The organism is Dietzia massiliensis, from assembly GCF_018390595.1.
GTDB classification, from domain to species: Bacteria; Actinomycetota; Actinomycetes; order Mycobacteriales; family Mycobacteriaceae; genus Dietzia; species Dietzia massiliensis.
This window is the reverse complement of sequence record NZ_JAHBAV010000015.1, coordinates 1-20,114: the sequence shown is the minus strand read 5'-3', so window position 1 is coordinate 20,114 and position 20,114 is coordinate 1. Positions and strand designations below refer to the sequence as shown.

Annotated in this window: 19 protein-coding genes; 6 read left to right on the top strand and 13 right to left on the bottom strand. The window is 71.3% G+C overall.

Features of this window, described 5'->3' with window-relative positions; all coding sequences use genetic code 11:
- Window positions 1-64 precede the first annotated feature (64 nt).
- Window positions 65-727, top strand: a complete 663-nt coding sequence (locus KHA85_RS18375) for a PaaI family thioesterase (RefSeq protein ID WP_063972702.1) — start codon at window positions 65-67, stop codon at window positions 725-727.
- 110 nt (window positions 728-837) lie between these two features.
- Here the strand turns inward: KHA85_RS18375 and KHA85_RS06110 are convergent, their stop codons facing one another.
- Complete coding sequence (locus KHA85_RS06110; RefSeq protein ID WP_236885265.1) at window positions 838-1,656, bottom strand: SDR family NAD(P)-dependent oxidoreductase; 819 nt, start codon at window positions 1,654-1,656, stop codon at window positions 838-840.
- Window positions 1,657-1,667: 11 nt separating this feature from the next.
- Here KHA85_RS06110 and KHA85_RS06105 point away from each other — a divergent pair, with 11 nt between their 5' ends.
- Window positions 1,668-2,426, top strand: a complete 759-nt coding sequence (locus KHA85_RS06105; RefSeq protein WP_213185156.1) for a PaaI family thioesterase — start codon at window positions 1,668-1,670, stop codon at window positions 2,424-2,426.
- A 12-nt stretch (window positions 2,427-2,438) separates the two neighbouring features.
- Here KHA85_RS06105 and KHA85_RS06100 read toward each other — a convergent pair whose 3' ends face one another.
- Both KHA85_RS06100 and KHA85_RS06095 read right to left on the bottom strand, forming a co-directional pair.
- Window positions 2,439-3,074, bottom strand: coding sequence for a TetR/AcrR family transcriptional regulator (locus tag KHA85_RS06100; protein ID WP_236885264.1), 636 nt, complete (start codon window positions 3,072-3,074; stop codon window positions 2,439-2,441).
- 68 nt (window positions 3,075-3,142) lie between these two features.
- Window positions 3,143-4,669, bottom strand: coding sequence for a fatty acid desaturase (locus KHA85_RS06095; protein ID WP_213185154.1), 1,527 nt, complete (start codon window positions 4,667-4,669; stop codon window positions 3,143-3,145).
- 236 nt (window positions 4,670-4,905) lie between these two features.
- Between KHA85_RS06095 and KHA85_RS06090 the strand changes: the two genes are divergently transcribed.
- Window positions 4,906-6,777, top strand: a complete 1,872-nt coding sequence (locus KHA85_RS06090) for an ABC transporter ATP-binding protein (protein WP_438802044.1) — start codon at window positions 4,906-4,908, stop codon at window positions 6,775-6,777.
- Window positions 6,778-6,827: 50 nt separating this feature from the next.
- On the opposite strand, the gene KHA85_RS06085 is transcribed toward KHA85_RS06090, so the two are convergent.
- The 4 genes from KHA85_RS06085 to KHA85_RS06070 form a co-directional block, all read right to left on the bottom strand.
- On the bottom strand, window positions 6,828-7,757 hold the full coding sequence (locus KHA85_RS06085) for an SDR family NAD(P)-dependent oxidoreductase (RefSeq protein ID WP_007626906.1): 930 nt from the start codon (window positions 7,755-7,757) through the stop codon (window positions 6,828-6,830).
- 73 nt (window positions 7,758-7,830) lie between these two features.
- On the bottom strand, window positions 7,831-9,153 hold the full coding sequence (locus tag KHA85_RS06080) for a TrpB-like pyridoxal phosphate-dependent enzyme (RefSeq protein WP_213185153.1): 1,323 nt from the start codon (window positions 9,151-9,153) through the stop codon (window positions 7,831-7,833).
- Between the two features lie 37 nt (window positions 9,154-9,190).
- A complete protein-coding gene (locus KHA85_RS06075; protein WP_213185152.1) occupies window positions 9,191-9,673 on the bottom strand; it encodes a GNAT family N-acetyltransferase in 483 nt (160 codons plus the stop codon).
- The gene (locus KHA85_RS06070) at window positions 9,670-10,419 is read right to left on the bottom strand and encodes a hypothetical protein (RefSeq protein WP_213185151.1); all 750 of its coding nucleotides are present in this window, start codon (window positions 10,417-10,419) and stop codon (window positions 9,670-9,672) included. The genes KHA85_RS06075 and KHA85_RS06070 overlap by 4 nt, the downstream gene beginning before the upstream one ends.
- A gap of 71 nt (window positions 10,420-10,490) precedes the next feature.
- On the opposite strand from KHA85_RS06070, the gene KHA85_RS06065 reads away from it, so the two are divergent.
- Both KHA85_RS06065 and KHA85_RS06060 read left to right on the top strand, forming a co-directional pair.
- Window positions 10,491-11,021: a peptidylprolyl isomerase gene (locus tag KHA85_RS06065; RefSeq protein ID WP_167349543.1), complete on the top strand. Its 531-nt coding sequence runs from the start codon at window positions 10,491-10,493 to the stop codon at window positions 11,019-11,021.
- Window positions 11,022-11,109: 88 nt separating this feature from the next.
- Window positions 11,110-11,844 carry a rhomboid family intramembrane serine protease gene (locus tag KHA85_RS06060; protein ID WP_070721948.1) on the top strand — a complete coding sequence of 245 codons (735 nt, stop codon included), beginning with the start codon at window positions 11,110-11,112 and terminating at the stop codon, window positions 11,842-11,844.
- Window positions 11,845-11,878: 34 nt separating this feature from the next.
- Here KHA85_RS06060 and KHA85_RS06055 read toward each other — a convergent pair whose 3' ends face one another.
- Both KHA85_RS06055 and crgA read right to left on the bottom strand, forming a co-directional pair.
- The gene (locus tag KHA85_RS06055; protein ID WP_213185150.1) at window positions 11,879-12,346 is read right to left on the bottom strand and encodes a PH domain-containing protein; all 468 of its coding nucleotides are present in this window, start codon (window positions 12,344-12,346) and stop codon (window positions 11,879-11,881) included.
- A gap of 345 nt (window positions 12,347-12,691) precedes the next feature.
- Window positions 12,692-12,958, bottom strand: coding sequence for a cell division protein CrgA (gene crgA, locus KHA85_RS06050; RefSeq protein WP_213185149.1), 267 nt, complete (start codon window positions 12,956-12,958; stop codon window positions 12,692-12,694).
- 86 nt (window positions 12,959-13,044) lie between these two features.
- Here crgA and KHA85_RS06045 point away from each other — a divergent pair, with 86 nt between their 5' ends.
- Complete coding sequence (locus KHA85_RS06045) at window positions 13,045-13,725, top strand: aminodeoxychorismate/anthranilate synthase component II (RefSeq protein WP_213185148.1); 681 nt, start codon at window positions 13,045-13,047, stop codon at window positions 13,723-13,725.
- A gap of 121 nt (window positions 13,726-13,846) precedes the next feature.
- Here the strand turns inward: KHA85_RS06045 and pknB are convergent, their stop codons facing one another.
- The 4 genes from pknB to KHA85_RS06025 all read right to left on the bottom strand — a co-directional run.
- Window positions 13,847-15,898 (bottom strand): Stk1 family PASTA domain-containing Ser/Thr kinase, encoded by a 2,052-nt coding sequence (gene pknB / locus KHA85_RS06040; protein WP_213185147.1) that lies wholly within the window; start codon window positions 15,896-15,898, stop codon window positions 13,847-13,849.
- Entirely contained in the window at window positions 15,895-17,577 is a 1,683-nt protein-coding gene (locus KHA85_RS06035) for a serine/threonine-protein kinase (protein ID WP_213185146.1), read from the bottom strand. The genes pknB and KHA85_RS06035 overlap by 4 nt, the downstream gene beginning before the upstream one ends.
- A complete protein-coding gene (locus tag KHA85_RS06030) occupies window positions 17,574-19,046 on the bottom strand; it encodes a penicillin-binding transpeptidase domain-containing protein (protein ID WP_213185145.1) in 1,473 nt (490 codons plus the stop codon). The genes KHA85_RS06035 and KHA85_RS06030 overlap by 4 nt, the downstream gene beginning before the upstream one ends.
- A 7-nt stretch (window positions 19,047-19,053) precedes the next feature.
- A partial coding sequence (locus KHA85_RS06025; protein ID WP_213185144.1) for an FtsW/RodA/SpoVE family cell cycle protein occupies window positions 19,054-20,114 on the bottom strand: 1,061 nt, incomplete at its 5' end.

The window sequence follows — 20,114 nt, the reverse complement described above, 5'->3', positions numbered from 1 at the left end:
GGTGGCCCGGCCGGACGCCGGGCCGCGGCGGGCGGTGCCCGAGCGCGGAGTAACGTCACACGGCGTGACCGAACAGCCAGATCCCGGGGAAGCCGTCTCCGCCCAGACCTTCCTCGACCAGCCCGACCACGCCTCCGGCGCCACCGAGCTCGCCCGCCAGCTGAGGCGCATCCGCGGCCTCGTCTCCGGCGCGGACTTTGAGGACCTGTCCGCGGAGACCGAGCTGGCCCGCGAGCTGGCCGACCGCATCGAGAACGCCGCGACCCCCCACCCGCCGGCCGAGTACGACTCGTGGGGCGTGCCCGAGCACATCGCCTCCAACCCGGTGATCGGCTCGCGCAACCCGGCGGCCCCGCCCCTCGAGGCCGCCGTCTTCCCGGACGGCACCGTCCGCGCGGACCTCACGCTGGGTGTGGAGTTCCAGGGCCCGCCCGGATGCGTGCACGGCGGCGTGGTGGCGATGCTGTTCGACGAGATGCTCGGCCTGGCCAACGCCGCGGCGAAGCACATCGGGATGACGGTGGACCTGCAGGTCACCTACGTCGCCCCCACCCCGCTGGATACACCCCTGCGGTTCGAGGCCCGCCAGGACCGGGTGGACGGACGGAAGCTCTGGTGCACGGGCACGCTGCACGCCGGGGACACGCTGTGCGCCTCGGTCACGGGCATGTTCGTCACGCCGCGCTGGATGCTCGACGGGGATCAGAGCAGACCCATCGAGGGCTGACCGAGGCCCCGGCCGGCGCGCCCTTCCCGACACAGCAGCGCGCCCCGGGGCCCACCGGTGCGGGATGTCCCCGCGCCGGTGACCCCGGAGCGCGCCCGGGACCCGGGGGGTCAGTTCCCGCGGAGGGCCTTCATCCGCTTGTGGGATCCGGCCACGATCCGGCCGCGGTCGACGCCGGAGGAGAACTCGACGCCCTTGCGGTTGTTCTCGCCGCCACAGACGTGGATCGGCCCGTTGCCGATGGACGCCAGGACCTCCTCGGCGACCTCCTCGGGCTCGCTGACGGTGAAGCCGGGCAGGTCCATGTCCAGGCCGGCGCGCACCATCGCGGGGGTGCGGACGACACCGAGGATGACCTCGACGACGTCCACGCCGTACTCGCGCATCTCCAGCCACAGGCCCTCGACGAAGACGCGGCTGAACGCCTTCGCCGCGGAGTAGACGCTCATGTCGGCGTGACCGAGGTAGCCGGCCATCGATCCCATCACGACGATCCCGCCGCGGCCGCGGGCCTTGAGGCCGGGGCCGAACTGGCGGATGATCTGCATCGGCGAGGTGATGTTGAGGTCGATGACCTTCTGCACCTGCGCCATGTCCGACTCGACGAACTCCGAGCCGTAGGTGTTGGCGCCGGCGTTGAGCACGATCAGGCCGAGGTCGAGGCCCTCGCAGGCCGCGGCGATGCCCTCGGTGGCACCGGGCTCGGTGAGGTCGACGGACAGGGTCCGGCACTCGACGCCCTTCGCGCGCACGGCCTCGGCGGTCTCCTCGAGGGGCCCGGTCTTACGGGCGACGAGGACCGTGGACACCCCCTGATCGGCGAGGCGGAAGGCGATCTCGGCGCCCACGCCCTCACTTCCGCCCACGACGAGGGCCCAGGGGCCATAGGTAGCAGGATCGAACGGCTTCGAATTGACAGGTGTCGACATACCCTAAGAGTATGACTAAACAGAGCGATAGTCCCGGATTCGGCGGCGTGCCCCTGCCGAAGCTGGGTCCGAACGAGGATTTCTCCCTCGAGGCGGCGCGGAAGCGACTGGGCGAGACGTTCGAACCGATCCCCACCCCGGAGCTGCCGCCGGCGGATCCCGACCTCGACCGGGCGGTGGCCGAGCTGCGTCGGCTCCGTGAGGCGACAGCGGCGTTGGCGCACTCGGACGTCGAGCTCGGGGACATCGCCGACCGCCTGGCCGAGGTGGCTGACCTGCTCGAACCGCGTGTCCCGTCGCCGGCGAAGCGGCTGGAGATCATGTGGACGGGCGCGGGCACCCGCCGGTCGAACCCGGTCGCCGGGCCGGAGAACCCGCTCGCCCCGCCGGTGCAGTTCTACGGCTGCGATGATGGCTCGGTGCGGGCCGAGGTGACGCTGGGCCCCGTCTACCAGGGCCCTCCCGGGTGTGTCCACGGGGGTATCAGCGCCCTGATCATCGACCACATGATGGGGTTCGCCAACCACTGGGGCGGCCGTTTCGGGATGACCGCGCACTATGAGATCGACTACCGGTCGCCCACCCCGCTGCTCGAGCCGCTGTCGTTCCGCGCGTGGGTCCAGGAGCGCGAGGGCCGCAAGACGTGGACGCACGCGACGATCCACGCCGGCGAGCGTCTGTGCGTGGAGGCGCGTGGGCTGTTCCTGGAGGCGAGCGTGCCGGTCCCGGGTCAGCCGGGCACCGAGTCGATGCTCGGGGACGGGGCATAGGGCACCGGGCCCTCAGCTCGGTAGGTCCACCTGGACGACCTTCTGCAGGTACGGCGCGATGACCTCGGTCAGGCCGGAGGCCAGCTGGTCGGGGTCCTCGGGCGGCAGCGAGATGAAGCTGATGCCGATGCGGGCGATGATGGAGGCCGCCAACCTGGCCTGTGACTCCTCGATCCGCATCCAGCTCTCGGCGAGGGCGGGGGTGAGCACCTCGGTGGCGCGCTCGATCAGCGGGCCGGCCTCGGTGGTGATGAGCCGCAGCAGTTCGGGCTTGATATCCCCGGTGAGCAGGGCCCGGATGAGCGGGTCGCGCTGGCTGGAGAGCAGGAAGCCGTTGATGCCCTCGCGCAGCGCGGTCTCTATCTGTCCGGGGTACCGGATGATGGAGTCGCGGATCTCACCGGCGAACGTCTCGGACAGTTGCAGCGCGTACGCCTGCGCCAGACCCTGCCGGTTGCCGAACGTGCTGTAGAGGGTCTGCCGACTCAGCCCGGCGGCTTTGGCGACGTCGGACATGGTGACCGCGGACCAGTCGCGCGAGCCCAGGAGCTCGTGCATGGCCTCGAACACGGTGCTGCGGAGCGGCCGACGCTCCCCGCGCGCGTCCGCGGGGGAGGGTCGGTCACTGGTCTGGCGGTGACGGGGCATGGTGTCCATTGTTGCGGATACCCGGTTCCGGGCGGGGGAGGGCCGGGTTCCCACCCCGTACGCGGGGGTCACTTCACCGGCAGGAAGTCGACCTTGTCGCGCACGCCGCAGTCCGAGCACTGCCAGGAGTCGGGGATGGCCGACCACGGGGTGCCGGGCGGGAAGCCCTCGCGCGGGAGGCCGGCGGCCTCGGAGTAGTGGTTCCCGCAGTTGGGGCACACGTACTCACCGGTGGGCGAGGTCTGGTCGGTCGCGATGTCGGTGTCGGCGATGATCTTCTCCGCCACCGCGGTCGAGCCGGCCCCGTAGTGGGCGAGGATCTTCTCCCGCTTGGAGGGCTGGATGTTCGCGCGGGTGATGTCGCCGTCGTAGTGGTCGAGGACGCGCTTGTCCATGACCTTCCGCCACAGCGGCGGGATGTAGGCGATGACCATCATCGTCGCGTACCCGGACGGCAGCTGCGGGGCCTGCTCGAAGCTGCGGAGCATCTGGTAGCGGCGCATCGGGTTGGCGTGGTGGTCCGAGTGGCGCTGCAGGTGGTACAGGAAGATGTTGGTCACCAGGTGGTCGGAGTTCCAGGAGTGCTCGGGGCGGCAGCGCTGGTACCGACCGGCCGAGGTCTTCTGGCGGAGCAGTCCGTAGTGCTCGAGGTAGTTGACGACCTCGAGGAGGGAGAACCCGAAGATCGCCTGCACGATCAGCCAGGGGGCGACCTCCCACCCGAAGATCGCGATGAGCGCGCCGAACAGCACGACGGTCATGAGCCAGGCGTTGAGGTTGTCGTTGCGGAGGGTCCACGGGCTCTTGCCCAGGCGACCGAGACGCTCGGACTCGAGCGACCACGCCGAGCGGAGCGAGCCCACGACGCTGCGCGGCAGGAACGCCCAGAAGGACTCTCCGAAGCGGGAGCTGGCGGGGTCCTCCGGAGTGGCGACGCGCGCGTGGTGGCCGCGGTTGTGCTCGATGAAGAAGTGGCCGTAACCGGTGGTGGCGAGCGCGACCTTGGACAGCCACTTCTCGCTGCCGGCGATCTTGTGGCCGAGCTCGTGAGCGGTGTTGATGCCGATGCCGCCGGTGATGGCCACGGTCCAGGCGACGCCGATGGAGGCGGTGACGCCCAGGCCGCCGTCGTAGCCGAGCCACGACAGGTCGTCGGCGGTCCAGAGGTAGCAGGCGGCGATGAGCGAGGCGTACTGGAACGGGATGTACAGGTAGGTGCACCACCGGTAGAACGGGTCGGCCTCGAGCTTGTCCATGACCTCGTCCGGCGGGTTCTCCCCGTCGGCGCCGATCGCCAGGTCGCCGAGCGGGATGGCGACGTAGACGAGGAACGGCAGCAGGAACCACGCGATGGTCGCGGGGATCTCCCAGCCGAGGGCGTTGAAGCCGGCGACGAACGGCATGGAGAGGAACAGGCCCATCGCGGGGATCACTCCGAGCAGCCACAGGTAGCGCTTCGCGTCGGTCCACGCGTACGGCTCGACGTCCGCGTGGTCGTGCCCGTGATGGTCGTGTCCGTGATGGTCATGATGCGCGTGAGGCGCCTGGTGCTCATCGGCCCCGTCCGTGGGGCGGATGTACTCGGTGCTGGACATCGTGACGACCTCCGAATCAACAGTGTGTGGCATACGCCACTGTGTTGCACTCGACATTAGACAAAAACCCGCGCCGTGTCTAGACATACGGTCGGTCTTTGTCCAGAAGGCCTTGATGATGACGACGACGAGGACCCGCGATCTCCGACCCGGGCCGGAATAGGTCGGGCACCGGCCGGGTTGTACGGAGGTGTCGTCGGTACACCCCTCGACCGGCGTGAGAGGAGTGGCCCGGCTTGTCCATGCACATGGCCGCCATGCGGACGCTGTACCGGGCCGAGAACAACGGCATCTCGCTTGACCGGAGTGTCTTCACCCGCGAGAACTTCCGCCGGATCGGGCAGTTCGCGCGCCCACACACGCGGCGGATCGTCGTCTTCCTCATCCTCTCCGTCTTCGGGGCGTCGCTGGCGGTCCTGACCCCCGTGCTCGCGGGCCGGGTGGTGACCGCGATCGTCGATGCCTCGCCGGTCCAGGTGGTCGTCGGGCTCGCGGTCCTCATCGCCGTGATCGGCGTCGTCGAGGCGGTGGCGGCCGTGTTCACCCGGCTGTGGTCGGCGCGGATCGGCGAGAGCCTGATCCTCGACCTGCGTCGCGCGGTGTTCGACCACGTGCAGACGATGCCGGTCGCGTTCTTCATGCGGACCCGCACCGGCGCCCTGGTCAGTCGCCTCAACAACGACGTCATGGGTGCCCAACGGGCCTTCTCCGACACCCTCTCCGGGGTGGTGTCCAACCTGGTGCAGCTGGTCCTCACCCTGGCGGTGATGGCCGGCATCAACTGGCAGCTCACCGTGCTGTCGGTGCTCCTGCTACCGATCTTCCTGTTCCCCGCCCGGTACGTCGGTAAGCGTCTGGCCCGGCTCCGTCGCGAGGCCTCGGACCTCAACGCGTCGATGAACGACCAGATGACAGAGCGCTTCAACGCCGGTGGCGCGACCCTGGTCAAGCTCTTCGGCCGGCCCTCCGCGGAGTCGGCGGAGTTCGCGGCACGCGCCGGGCGGGTCCGCGGCATCGGGGTGCGCACCGCCTTGTTGATGAGCGTGTTCATGAACTCGCTCACGCTCGTGTCCACTCTCGCCCTGGCGCTGGTCTACGGGCTGGGCGGGTGGTTCGCCCTCAACGGCGGGCTGGACGCCGGGTCGGTGGTCGCGCTGGCGCTACTGCTCACCCGTCTCTACGGCCCGTTGACGGCGCTGGCCAACGCCCCGATGGACATCGTCACGGCCATTGTCAGCTTCGAGCGGGTCTTCGAGGTCCTCGACCTGGAGCCCCTGATCTCCGACGCCCCCGACGCCGTCGACATCCTCGAGGGCCCGGCGACCATCGAGTTCGACGACGTCCACTTCTCCTACCCCTCGGCGGACAAGATCTCGCTGGCCTCGCTGGAGGAGGTCGCGGTCCTCGACACCCGCGGCGGGCAGGAGGTGCTGCACGGGATCTCGTTCCGCGCGGCGCCGGGCGAGATGGTGGCGCTCGTCGGGTCGTCGGGAGCCGGGAAGTCGACCATCGCGTCGCTCCTGCCCCGCCTGTACGACGTCGACTCGGGCGCGGTGCGTGTCGCGGGCCTGGACGTGCGTGACGTCACGTCGTCGTCGCTCCGTCGGACGGTCGGCATGGTCACCCAGGACGGCCACCTCTTCCACGACACGATCCGCGCGAACCTCACCTTCGCGCGCCCGGAGGTCACCGACGATCTCGTGTGGGACGCGCTGCGCCGGTCCCGGCTCGAAGGCCTGGTCGCGTCGCTGCCCGACGGCCTCGACACGGTCATCGGGGACCGCGGGTACCGGCTGTCGGGCGGAGAGCGTCAGCGCCTGACCATCGCGCGGCTGCTCATCGCGGAGCCGTCGGTCGTGGTGTTGGACGAGGCGACGAGCGCGCTGGACTCGACCAACGAGTCCGCGGTCCAGGAGGCGCTGACGGAGGCGATGTCCGACCGGACGTCGCTGGTGATCGCGCACCGACTGTCGACCGTCCGGGCCGCGGACCGTATCCTCGTCCTCGAGGCGGGGCGCGTGGTGGAGTCGGGTACCCACGCCGAGCTGCTCGCGGGCGGCGGGCGGTACGCGGAGCTGTACGAGACGCAGTTCGCCGACCAGGAGTGACCCGCGGCCGGCCGCCGGCGTCATCCGCGCCGCCCGGCCGCCCCGGCCGGTCAGCTCTCCAGGTGCAGGCCGAGCTCGCGGGCGGCCAGCGCGGCGTACTTGGAGGTCTGCTCGAAGGCGCCCTCGAGGGGGTTGGCGTCGGTGACGTCGGCGATCTCGGCCCAGCGCTCGGCCACCACCTCGGGGGTCCGCGCACCCTCGGGCAGGTAGACGCCCCGGCTCTCGACCATCTGCGACACCGCGAACACGCCGGCGCCGGCACCGAGGATCGTCTTGGTGGGGGCGTCCTCGCTGACCATGAACAGGGCGCCCGGCGCGATGGTCTCGGGGCCCATGATGTCCAGCACCCGCTGGGGCAGGAGATCCTCGGTCATGCGGGTCGCCGCGGTGGGCGCGATGGAGTTGACCTTGATGTTCTTCTTCTCGCCCTCGATGGCCAGGACGTTCATCAGGCCGACCAGCCCCGACTTGGCCGCGGCGTAGTTGGCCTGGCCGAAGTTGCCGTAGATGCCCGAGGAGGACGTGGTCATGAGGATGCGGCCGTAGCCCGCCTCGGCCATGTGCGGCCAGACCGCCTTGGTGCAGTTCACCGAGCCCATGAGGTGGACCTCGACGACCTTGCGGAAGTCCGCCGGCTCCATCTTGGCGAAGGACTTGTCGCGCAGGATGCCGGCGTTGTTGATGAGGATGTCGATCCGGCCCCACTTCTCCATGACCGTCGACACCATGGCCTCGACGGCGGCCTCGTCGGTGATGTCGCTGCCGTCCACGATCGCCTCGCCGCCGGCCGCGGTGATCTCCTCGACGACCTGCTGCGCCAGCGACGGCGACCCGCCCTCACCGCGGACATCGCCGCCGAGGTCGTTGACGACGACCTTGGCACCACGCTCGGCCAGCGCGAGGGCGTACGCGCGGCCCAGGCCGCCGGCCGCACCGGTGACGATCGCGACCCGATCGGTGAACTCGATGGTCTTGGTCAATTGGGGGCTCCTTTATCGAGGGTAGGGAACGTGATTGGTGGTCTGGTGTGGGGCGCGGGCCCCGTCCGGCGCGTCAGCCCAGCTCGCCGCGGACGAACGACTCGTACGCGGGCAGGTCGAGGAAGCCGTGACCGGACAGGCCGATCACGATCGACGGCCCGGTGCCGGCCTCGCGGGTGTGCTCGCGGGCCTTCGCCATGGCGCCGGCCAGCGCGTGGGTCGACTCGGGGGCGGGCACGATGCCCTCCGCCTTGGCGAACTCGACGCCGGCCGCGAACGCGACGTTCTGCTCCACCGCCATCGAGTCGAGCAGGCCGAGGTGCTTGACGTGGCTGACCAGCGGCGCCATGCCGTGGTAGCGCAGGCCGCCGGAGTGGATGGGATCCGGGACGAAGTCCTGGCCGAGGGTGTACATCTTCATCAGCGGGGTGAGGCCGGCGACGTCACCGTGGTCGTAGCGGAACTCGCCCTCCGTCAGCGACGGGCAGGCCGTGGGCTCGACCGCGACGATCCGGGTCGCGGCGCCGGCGAGGTTCTCCCGGATGAACGGGAACGCCAGCCCGGCGAGGTTGGAGCCACCGCCGGCGCAGCCGTAGACGTAGTCCGGAGCGCCCTCGCCGAACATCGCCAGCTGCTTGATGGCCTCTTCGCCGATCACGGTCTGGTGCAGGCACACGTGGTTGAGCACCGAGCCCAGGGAGTAACGGGCCTCGGGATCTCCGGCAGCCACCTCGACGGCCTCGGACACGGCCATACCGAGAGAGCCCGGGGTGTCGGGGTCCTTGGCGAGGAACGAACGACCGGCCTCGGTGAGGTCGGAGGGGCTCGGGTGCACGGACGCGCCGAAGGTCTCCATGAGCATCCGTCGGTACGGCTTGGACTCGAACGAGGCCTTGACCTGCCACACCTCGACCTCGATGCCGAAGGCCTGCCCGGCGAACGCGAGCGACGCACCCCACTGGCCGGCGCCGGTCTCGGTGGTCAGCTTGGTGATGCCCTCCGCGGCGTTGTAGTACGCCTGCGCGACCGCGGTGTTCGGCTTGTGCGAACCGACGGGGCTGGTGCCCTCGTACTTGTAGTAGATGCGGGCGGAGGTGCCCAGCGCCTTCTCGAGGCGCCGTGCACGGATGAGCGGCGACGGCCGCCACAGCCGGTAGATCTCCCGGACCGCCTCGGGGATCTCGACGTACCGCTCACCGGTCACCTCCTGCTCGATGAGCGCCATCGGGAACAAGGGCGCCAGGTCCTCGGGACCGAGCGGCTCCCTGGTTCCGGGGTGCAGGTGGGGCGCCATCGCCTCGGGCAGGTCGGCCTGGATGTTGTACCAGTGCGTCGGCATCTCGCTCTCGGGGAGGAGAGCCTTGACCAGCGGGACGGAGGGGGCGTCAGACGTCATGTGTGTCCTCGGAAGGGATCGAAGGGTGAGCCTGGTCTCATCCTAGGAGGTCGCGTCGCATGGGCAGATGGGGGATCCGACCGTCGAGGTAGTCGGGCCCGCACCGGACGAATCCGAACTGCTCGTACCACTGCTCGAGGTGGGCCTGGGCCCCGATCTCCACCGGCCGGTCACCGCACAGCTCCAACGCCCGGCGGATCAGCCCGGCCGCGATCCCCCGTCCCCGCCAGGACGGTGCCGTACACACGCGCCCGATGTGCATGAGGCCGTCGGCGGAGTCGTCCCCGAAGACGCGCAGCGTCGCCACCAGCTCACCGCTCGACGCCCGCGCGAGGAGATGAGTGGTGCCCGGGTTGGCGTCGACGTCGTCGATCTCGGCGTACGGGCAGTCCTGCTCGGCCACGAAGACGTCCACGCGCAGTCGGTACAGCGCGTGGACGTCCAGTGGGGCCAGCTCCTCGAGGGCCGACGCGGAGATCTCGAGCGCCGGGTCGTGGGCCGACGCGTCGGATCGGCTCATGCGCCGGTGGTGTTGCCGTCCGAGGTCTGACCGCCCGTCGCGGTGTCGTCCCCCGCGGCGTCATCGGAGGGCTGCGGCGCGGAACCGGCGGCGGGGCCGGGCGCGGCGCTGCCCGCGGCCGGGGAGGACTCGGCGGACTGGTCGGCGGGGCCCTCGGGATCCGGGGACTCGATGGTCAGGTCCTCGCCCGTCTCCGAGGCCTCGGACGCACCGGCGCCGGGGCTCGCGGATCCGGCCGCGGCACCCGGAGAGTCGGCGGCCGCCTCGGCCGGGGTCGGCGTCCGCGGCGGAGCCGGGGTGGGCTTGGGTGCCGGCGGGGAAGAAGGGGCGGGCGAGCCCGAGTCGCGTAGGAAGTACGCGGTGGCGCCGACGACGGCGGCACCGCCGACGAGCCCCACGATCCACAGCGGCGCGAAGCGACGCAGCGGGCTGCGCTTCTCCTGCGGCGTGGCGAGGGCGGAGGTCTCCTCGCGCACGGAGTCGGCGTGCTGGCGGGCGTCGGCCGCGAGGTCACCGAGGATCTCCGCCTGCTCCGCGCGGCGCTCACGGAGCACCTGGATGCCGCGGCTTGCTCCGAAGAGGGCGAGCCCGACGGGGCCCCGGGTGGCGGCGACGGCGGCCTCGCCGAGGAACCGCGGGTCCTTGAGGTCGAACGCCTTGCGCGCGGCGGTCCCAGCCTTGTTCAGGTCCTTGTCCGCCTGCTTGACGGCCTTGCGGTGGGCGGCGCGATCGCTTCGTGTGCTCATGTGACGATGGTGGCACAGCGCTCGGACACCGACCACCACCTCGCCGACATCGGTTCCACCATCGTGGCAGGATGGGACACGTGAGCATCGCAACGCAGAAGGCAACCATCCACACCAACCGGGGCGACATCGTCGTCGAGCTGTACGGCAACCACGCCCCGGAGACCGTGCAGAACTTCGTCGGGCTGGCCGACGGCTCCAAGGAGTACTCCCAGGCCAACGCCAAGGGGGAGAAGACCGGCCCGTTCTACGACGGCTCCATCTTCCACCGCGTCATCTCCGGCTTCATGATCCAGGGCGGCGACCCCACGGGCACCGGCCGCGGCGGCCCGGGTTACCAGTTCAAGGACGAGTTCCACCCGGAGCTGCAGTTCTCCGAGCCCTACCTGCTGGCCATGGCCAACGCCGGACCGGGCACCAACGGATCGCAGTTCTTCATCACGGTCGGCCCCACGCCGCACCTGAACAACCGCCACACCATCTTCGGCAAGGTCGCCGACGAGGACTCCCGCAAGGTCGTCGACGCCATCGCCACCACCCGTACCGGTGCGATGGACCGTCCGACCGAGGACGTCGTGATCGAGTCGATCGAGATCTCCTGACCGACCTCCCCGGCCGGTCGGCGGCGCGGGTCCCGGGACTCCCGGGCCCGCGCCGCACGTCTATCCGCTGCACGACGAACCGGGAGCCATGAGCATCCAGACCCACCGCGGTGGCGCGGTCTCGCGCTTCTTCCGCCTCCAGCCGGTCACGGCGTGGCTGATCACCGCCAACCTCGCCGTCTACGTCGCCACCGCGGCGCAGGCGCGCAGCATCATGGCGAACAGCGCGTCGGCCCTGTTCGAGGCCACGGCCCTCTTCCCGCCGATGGTGGCGGTCCGCGACGAGTGGTGGCGGCTGCTCACCTCGGCGTTCCAGCATTTCGGCCCGATGCACCTGCTGCTCAACATGTACATGCTGTGGATCCTCGGTCTGGGGATCGAGCGCAGCATCGGGCACGCCCGGTTCCTGGGTCTCTACCTCGTCTCCGCCCTCGGCGGGTCCGTGGCGGTGATGTTCACCAGCCAGAACGCGCTCACCGCCGGAGCCTCCGGGGCCATCTTCGGGCTGATGGGGGCGTACGCCATCGTCGCGATGTCCCTGCGCCTCGACGTCAAGGGCATCGGCTTGCTGCTCGTGCTCAACATCGGCGTCAGCTTCATCGTCCCCGGGGTCTCGCTGGGCGCGCATCTCGGCGGGCTCGCGGTGGGGGCGGTCGCCGCCGTCGCGCTGGTGGTGCTGCCGCGGCGCCTGCCCGCCCGTGTGCGGCGCGGGGGGCGGGAGGTCGTGTCGTGGACCGCGTACCTCGTCGTCGTCGTCCTCGTCGGGCTCGCCGCCTGGTACGCGGCGGAGTCCATGACCGCGGGGTTCGTCTTCCTCCGCTGAGCCCCACCGGCCGCGCCGCGCGCGCCGCCCGTGGCTACGTGTCGCCGCGCCGGTCGCCGAACCCCAGCCGCGTCAGCGTCTCCACGACGTCGCGCGGATCGGTGCCCAGATCGAGCCGGGTGAACACGTCGAGCTGCTCGCGGCCGCGCTCGTCGGTGTACTCCAGCCGCATCATGTGCTGCCGCACGCCCCACCGGGCCGACCCGAGCGCGCGCACCTCCACCACCTCGGACCGGGGCACGAACAGCACCCGTCCGAGTTTCTTGATCGCCAGTTGCCCGTCCACGACCTCGATCCGCGGCCGCCGCAGCAACTGCGACACCCCGGACGGGATGAGGAACAGCGCCGCCAGCCCCGTGAGCAGCAGCGCGAGCGGCTCGGCGCGCTGCAGTCCGAGCACCACCAGCACGACGCCCGCGGCGATCTGCACGCCCGGCCACACGGCGCCCGGCGACCACGACACGGCCCCGGGCCCCACTCCGGAGACCGCCTCACCATTCACACGCCCATCCTCCCTTATCCACAGGTGTTATCCACACTGTGGAGGAATAACACGCGTGGAGTTCGAAAGTCGTTCGAGTCGGAGCGGGCCCGACCTGCGGTGTCGACCTCGTCGTCGTCCCACAGGCTTTATCCCCAGTGTGGAGGGAGTTGTCCACAGTGTGTGAGGGGTGTGGAAGAGCGGGGTCACTGTGGTTGGCGGCCTTGCGATCGGGCTGTTGACCTGCACAAATAGACACATTTCAGAGAAAATGCAGGTCACCCCCCGCGTCGTGCGGGGGGCGACCTGTGGAAAAGCCTGTGGAAAGTGCCGGCGCGCCTCGCGGAGGGGCCCTGTGGAGAACCCTCAGCGCCACCGCATCGTCATGAGCAGCCCGACGACGGCCACACCGAAGCCGATCGCGAAGTTCTGCCACGTCTCCAGATCGCGCATGAACGGGATCCTCTCCCCGGCGATGTAGTACGTGACCAGCCACAGCAGGCCGAGAATCATGAAGCCCAGCATGAGTACGACGTACCAGCGCGCCGTCGGGGTCCCCTTGACCTTGACGGGGGTGCGGCTGACGGCCGCGTCGGTGTACTCGGTCTTGGACCGGACCTTTGACTTGGGCATTTCAGTCCTCGTGGTGGGGGATGTCGGGGCGAGTCTACCAAGCCCACCGGAGACGCTCCCCGGTCCGAGCGCAGTACGCTGCGTCTATGCGCATTCTCGTCGTCGACAACTACGACAGCTTCGTCTACAACCTGGTCCAGTACCTGGGCCAGTTGGGTGCGACGTGCGACGTGTGGCGGAACGACGACGATAGGCTCGCCGGCCCGGACGGTCGCTACGACCCGGCCGGTCTGGAACGCGCCATCGGCGGGTACGACGGCGTCCTGCTCAGCCCGGGGCCCGGAACGCCTGACCGGGCGGGTGCCACGATCCCGCTCATCGGGGTCTGTGGGCGCGCGGGCGTGCCGGTGCTGGGCGTGTGCCTGGGACATCAGGCGATCGGTGAGGCGTTCGGTGCGACCGTCGACCGCGCCGCCGAGCTCATGCACGGCAAGACGAGCCGGGTCACGCACGACGACTCCGGCGTCCTCGCCGGCATCCCCAGCCCGTTCACGGCCACGCGCTACCACTCGCTGACCGTGCTGCCCGAGACGATCCCGGACGCCCTCGTGCCGACGGCGTGGACGGAGTCGGGGCTGGTCATGGCGATGCGGCACCGCGACATGCCCGTCCACGGCGTGCAGTTCCACCCCGAGTCGGTGATGAGCGACGGCGGGCACCGCATGCTCGCCAACTGGCTGGGGATGTGCGGGGAGCGGCCGTCCGAGACCCTGGTGACGCGGCTGGAGTCGGAGCTCGACCGAACCCGCGGCGCCGCCCTCGCCTGACCGCGGCCGGATGGCGCGAGCCGTCAGTTCGGTCAGCGAATCCCCAGGACGTGGTTCGGCGAACCGTGCAGAAGCGACGCCTGACCGCTGCACGCCGCGCGCGGGGCGGGTGACCGGGCGGTCAGCCGGGCCCGGGCACCAGCCCGAAGCGGATCACCCGGACCACGACCTGGTCGTTGACGCCCGCCTCGCCCACCGGCGGCTGCTGCGAGTAGATCCGGCCGACCCGGGACAGGTCCGGGTCGTTCTGCGGGAGCTCGACGAGCTGGCCGCGGCCGCCACGCCAGCCCGCCTGCTCGAGCTTGGCCAACGCCTCCTCGACGGTGTCGCCGACGATGTTGGGCATCTCGAAGCGGTTCCCCGCCGAGACCTGCAGCGTGATCGTCGCGCCCTTGAGCTGGGACTGACCGGCGGGCGTCGACTGGCCGACCACCTGGCCCTCCGGCGCGGTGCCGTCGACGCGCAGGGTGTCCACCCGGAAGCCCGCGGCCTCGAGCGTCGCGCGCGCGGACTCGGCGCCCTGGCCGACGACCCCGGGCACCGCCACCTGCTCGGGTCCGGACCCCACCGTGAGGCGGACCGGCCGGTCGGAGGGGACCTGCGCGCCCGGCGCGGGATCGGTGTCGACGACCTTGTCCTGGTCCTCCGGCGTAGACGGCCGTGCCTCGTTCTCCGGGACGACCTGGAACCCGGCCTCCTCCAGTGCCAACCGGGCGTCGGCGGGCGACATCCCCATGACGTTGGGCACCGACAGGATCGGCTTGCCCGTGGACACGATCAGGTTGATCTCCGAGCCCACCGCGAGGCGCTTGCCGGCGATCGGGTCCGACGAGATGACGTGTCCCTCCGGGATCTCAGGGTGCGGCGCCGGTGCCTGCACCGGCTCGAGGCCGAGCGCGGTGAGCTCCTCGACCACCTCGGCCACCGGACGCTGCGCCACCTCCGGGATCGTCACCTCCTGCGTCCGCGAGATACCGCCGTCCCCGCCGTTCGAGGTTGCCCACAGGGACACGGCGGTGACGCCGCCCAGCACGAGGAGCACCGCCAACGCGATCGCCACCCCCCGTGGCCTGCGGCGTTCGTCGTCCCGGGTCGTCGGCCGGCGACCGCCCGCGGAGTGGGACGCGGGACGGGACCCCGCCGCGGCACCCGCGGCTCCGCCGGCCGTGCCACCGGTCACGCCCGCCAGATCGTGCGCCTCGGTGAGCGCGTCCGAGGGAGACTGCTGGGGCCGGCCGGTCCCGTACCCCGCGCCGGTGAACCCGTGTGGCGCGTCGGGCCGCTCGTCGTCGTCGAGGTCGTCGTCGGACAACACCAACGGCGCCGCCGGACGGCCCCCGGTGAGCACCGTGATGAGGTCGGTGCGCATCTCCCCGGCCGACGTGTAACGGTTCTCCGGGTTCTTGGCCATGGCCTGCATGACCACCGCGTCGACGTACCGCGTCACCTCCGGGTTGACCGCCGACGGCGGCCGCGGGGACTCGCGGACGTGCTGGTACGCCACCGCCACCGGCGACTCGCCCGTGAACGGCGGCACCCCGGCGACCATCTCGTAGAGCACGCAGCCGGCGGAGTACAGGTCCGACCGGGCGTCGACCTTCTCGCCGCGCGCCTGCTCCGGGCTCAGGTACTGCGCGGTGCCGAGGACCGACGACGTGGTGGTGAGCGTCGACGAGGAGTCGCTGACCGCGCGCGCGATGCCGAAGTCCATCACCTTGACCGCGCCGTCGCGGGAGATCATGACGTTGGCCGGCTTGACGTCGCGGTGGATGATGCCCTTCTTGTGCGAGAAGTCGAGCGCCCCGCACACGTCGGCCATCACGCCGAGCGCCCGCTCGAGCGGCATCGGCCCGTCCATGCGGATGAGGTCGCGCAGCGTGTCGCCCTCGACGAGCTCCATGACGATGTACGGCAGGGAGCCCTCGTCGGTCTGCTCCTCGCCCTGGTCGTAGATCGCGACGATCGAGGGGTGGTTGAGCGACGCCGAGTTCTGCGCCTCCCGGCGGAAGCGCTGGTAGAAGGTCTCATCCCGGGCCAGCTCGGGCCGCATGATCTTCACGGCGACGTCGCGGCCGAGGACGGTGTCGCGGCCCCGGTGGACCTGCGACATGCCGCCGTAGCCCAGGGTCTCGCCGATCTCGTACCGGCCCGCGAGGACGGACGGTGTGGTCACGCGCCCTCACCCCCGGCGCGCGCCGGCACGGGCGCGACGTCGCCGCCGGTACGCCCGCTGGCCTGGGGGCCGTCGCCGCGACCCTCGCCACCCCGGCCCTCGCCGCCCTGGCGCTGACCCTGGCCCTGCTGACCCTGGCCCTGTGCGCCCTGTTGGCCCTCGCCCTGCTGCGGCAGGAGCGAGCTGAACTCGGAAGTGAGCGAGTCGAGCATGTCCTGCAGGTCGGAGGTGGTCGGCGCCCCGGTCGGCGACGGTGAGGGCTCCGGGGTCGGCGTGGGGGACGGGGTGGGGCTCGGCCGCGGCGTGGGTGCCGGGGCGGGGGCCTGGGTGGTCACGGTGGTGACGGGCGTGGTGGCCGGCGTCCGCGGAGTGGTGGTGGCGCCGCCGAACAACCCGCCCGGGCCGAAGACACCGAGGTTGGACAGCGCGACCGCCGCGGCGACCGCCAGGGCGGCGACCAGGACGAACACCACGAGGAACCACCCGGCGCAGCCGCCCCCGCGGCGCCGCCGGGGAGGCCGCGTGGTGACCGGCGGGGCGGGCTGTCGGCCGGTGGCCGGCGACCGGTGGGACCGACCCGCGGCCTGCGCGGCCGGCTGACCCTGCGTCCGGGGCTGGCCCTGCGTGCGCGGTGCGCCCTGGGTGCGGGGTCGGCCGGCGGTGCCCGGGTGCATGCTCGTGTAGGCGCGCGTCGGCTCCGCGCCGGCCGACGAGGCGCGGTACACGCCCGAGCCGTCGTCGGGGAGGACGGTGGTCGCCGCCGTGGCGGCCGCCGCACCCGCGGCCGCGCCGGCGGCGGCCCCGCCCGCGGCGGCGAGGAACGCACTCGGCGGGCGCGGGTCGCGGCCGGCCCGTATGTCGGCGACGGCCTCGGCGAAGGCCTCGCCGTCGGGGTAACGCCGCTCGGGGTCCTTGGATATCGCCTCGGCGATGACGCGCCGGACCGGGCCGGGCACCGACTCGGGCAACGGCGCCGGGGTGTCGCGCACGTGCATCATCGCGACGCTCACTGGTGAGTCGGCGACGAACGGTCGCCGCCCGGCCAGGCACTCGTAGCCCACCACGCCGAGGGAGTAGACGTCCCCGGCGGGCGAGGTCTCGTGTCCCATCGCCTGCTCGGGCGCGATGTACTGGGCGGTGCCCACGACCATCCCCGTCTGGGTGACGGCGGACGCGCCCATGGACTTGGCGATTCCGAAGTCGGTGAGCTTGACCTGCCCCGTCGGCGTGATGAGGATGTTGCCCGGCTTGACGTCGCGGTGCACGAGCCCGATCGCGTGGGCGGCGTTGAGGGCGCGGCCGGTCTGCTCGAGCATGTCGAGCGTGTGGCGCAGGGGCAGCGTGCCCTCGCGCGCGAGGACGTCCGACAGCGGCTCGCCCACCACGAGTTCCATGACGAGGTAGGACAGCGGGCTACCGGAGGCGGGGTCGGTGATCTGGCCGTAGTCGTAGACGGTGGCGATCCCGGGATGGGAGATCCGCGCGGTGACCTTGGCCTCGGACCGGAACCGCTCGACGAACTCGGGGTCGGAGGAGTACTCGGCCTTGAGGACCTTGACCGCGACGTGCCGGTCGAGGACGGAGTCGTCGGCCTCCCAGACCTGGCCCATCCCGCCCGTGGCGATGAGCCGCAGCAGACGGTAGCGCTGGGACAGCAGAGCCCCGGAGTTCAGGCTCACGGCGCGCCCCCGAGGAGGGCGCCCAGGACCTCGCGCCCGATGGGGGCCGCGTAGGTGGCGCCGACGGTGTCGCGGGTGATGCCGGGGCCGGACTCGATCGCCACGGCCACCGCCACGTCACGGCCGGGGGCGAAGGCGATGTACCAGGTGTACGGGATCGACGTGGAGGCGTCGACGCCGTGCTCGGCGGTGCCGGTTTTGGAGGCGATGGTCACCCCGGGCAGGCCGCCGCCGGCATTGGCCTCGGCGCCGATCATCATGTCGGTGAGGGTGGCGGCCTGGTCGTCGGTGAGGGCGCGGGCCGCGTCGCGGGGGGTGAAACCCTCGACGACGGAGAGGTTGGGCGCGGTCAGGGACTTGATCAACTGCGGTTCCATGCGGACGCCGCCGTTGGAGACGGTCGCGGCGACCATGGCGCTCTGCAGCGTGGTCATGCGGACGTCGCTCTGGCCGATCGCGCTCATGGCGAGCTGGGCGGCGTCCTCCATCTCCCCGAGCCCCGACGGCGCGACGGGCACACCGAAGTCCTCCGGGGCGGTCCCGTCCACCCCGAACTTCTCGGCCATCTCGGTGAACGCCTCCGGGCCGATCTCCTGGCTCATCTCCACGAACGGGACGTTGCAGGACAGTTCGAGCGCTGTGCGGAGGGTGACCGTGCCGCCGCCGCAGGTCTGGCCCGCGTAGTTCTGCAGGTAGGTGGCGGTGCCGGGCAGGAGGGTGCGGTCGGCGCCGGAGACGGGGGTGTCCGGACCCATGCCCTGCTCGAGGGCCGCGGCGGTGGTGATGACCTTCATCGTGGAGCCGGGCGGCAGGGCCTGCTGGGTGGCGTGGTTGAGCAGGGGCCGGTCGGGGCTCTGCTCGATGCGGGCCATCTCCGCGGAGCGCACGTCCGGGTCGGTGCTCGACAGGGCGCCCGGGTCGAAGGAGGGGCTGGAGGCCAGCGCGAGGACCTCGCCGGTCGACGGGCGCACGGCCGCGACGGAGCCGACGAACGGGCCCTGGCCGGCGCCGCGGCGGAGGGCGTCATAGGCGACGCGCTGGCCGACCGGGTCGAGGGTCAGCTCGACGGAGCCGCCCTGGGGCGTGCGGCCGGAGATGAGGCCGGTGATGCGCTGGGACAGCAGGCGCGGGTCGGAGCCGTTGAGGAAGGCGTCCTGGGACTGCTCGATCCCGGCGGTGGCGAACTGCAGCGAGTAGTAGCCGACGGTGGGGCCGAACACCTCGGGGTCGGTGGGGTAGGTGCGCTCGAACTCGAAACGCCCGTCCGACGGCAGGGACATGGCCAGCACGCGCCCGCCGGCGGTGATCTGTCCGCGCTGGCGGGAGTACTCGTCGAGGAGCATGCGGGTGTTGCGCGGGTCGGCGCGTAGTTCGTCGGCGCGGAAGACCTGCACCCAGGTGAGCTGGAGGAGGAGGGCCACCACCATGACCATGGCGGCCACGGCGACCCTGCGGATGGCGGCGTTCACGCGGCGCTCACCCGTTCCTCCACCCCGGCAGCAGCCGCGGCGTGCGCATCAGGCCGGTGGCGGCCTCGGCGAGCGCCGGCGCCTGGCGCGGGGTGGGCATGGGCCGGCGCGCGTCGTTGGACAGGCGCAGCAGGATGGCCAGGAGGGCGTAGTTGGCGAGCAGGCTGGATCCGCCGTACGCCATGAACGGCAGGGTGAGGCCGGTCAGCGGGATGAGCGTGGACACGCCGCCCACCACGACGAACATCTGGATGGCCACGGTGAACGCCAGGCCCACGGCGACGAGCTTGCCGAAGCTGTCGCGGATCGTCAGCCCCACGCGGATGCCGCGCAGCACGAGGATCGCGTAGACCATCAGCACGGCGGCCAGGCCGATGAGGCCCAGCTCCTCGCCGATGGTCGAGGTGATGAAGTCGGTGTTGGCGAACGGCACCTGGTCGGGCCGACCGTTGCCGAGCCCGGTGCCGCCCATCCCTCCGGAGGCCAGCCCGAACAGGGCCTGCGAGCTCTGGTAGCCGCCGGTGTCGAAGAACGCGAACGGGTCCTGCCAGATCTGGAACCGCACGCGGACGTGCCCGAACAGCGCGTAGGCGAGCACACCGCCGACCGCCACCAGCACCACGCCGATGAGCAGCCAGCTCACCCGCTCGGTGGCCACGTACAGCATGGTCAACACGGTGGCGAAGATCAGCAGCGCCATACCCAGGTCGGTGTTGAACACCAGCACGCCGAGCGACAGGAACCACGCCACGATGATGGGCCCGAGGTCGCGGGCGCGCGGCAGGTCCACCCCCAGCACGCGCTTACCGGCGGTGGTGAACAGCTCGCGCTTCTCCACGAGGATCGAGGCGAAGAAGATGATGAGCAGGATCTTGGCGAACTCGCCGGGCTGGATGGTGAACCCGGGCAGGATGATCCAGTTCTTGGCGCCGTTGATCTCGGAGAACCGCGCGGGCAGCAGGGCAGGGATCGCCAGCAGGGCGAGCCCGGCGAACCCCATCGTGTACCCGTAGCGGGCCATGACCCGGTGGTCGCGCAGGAGGAACAGGACGGCGCCCATGACGCCGA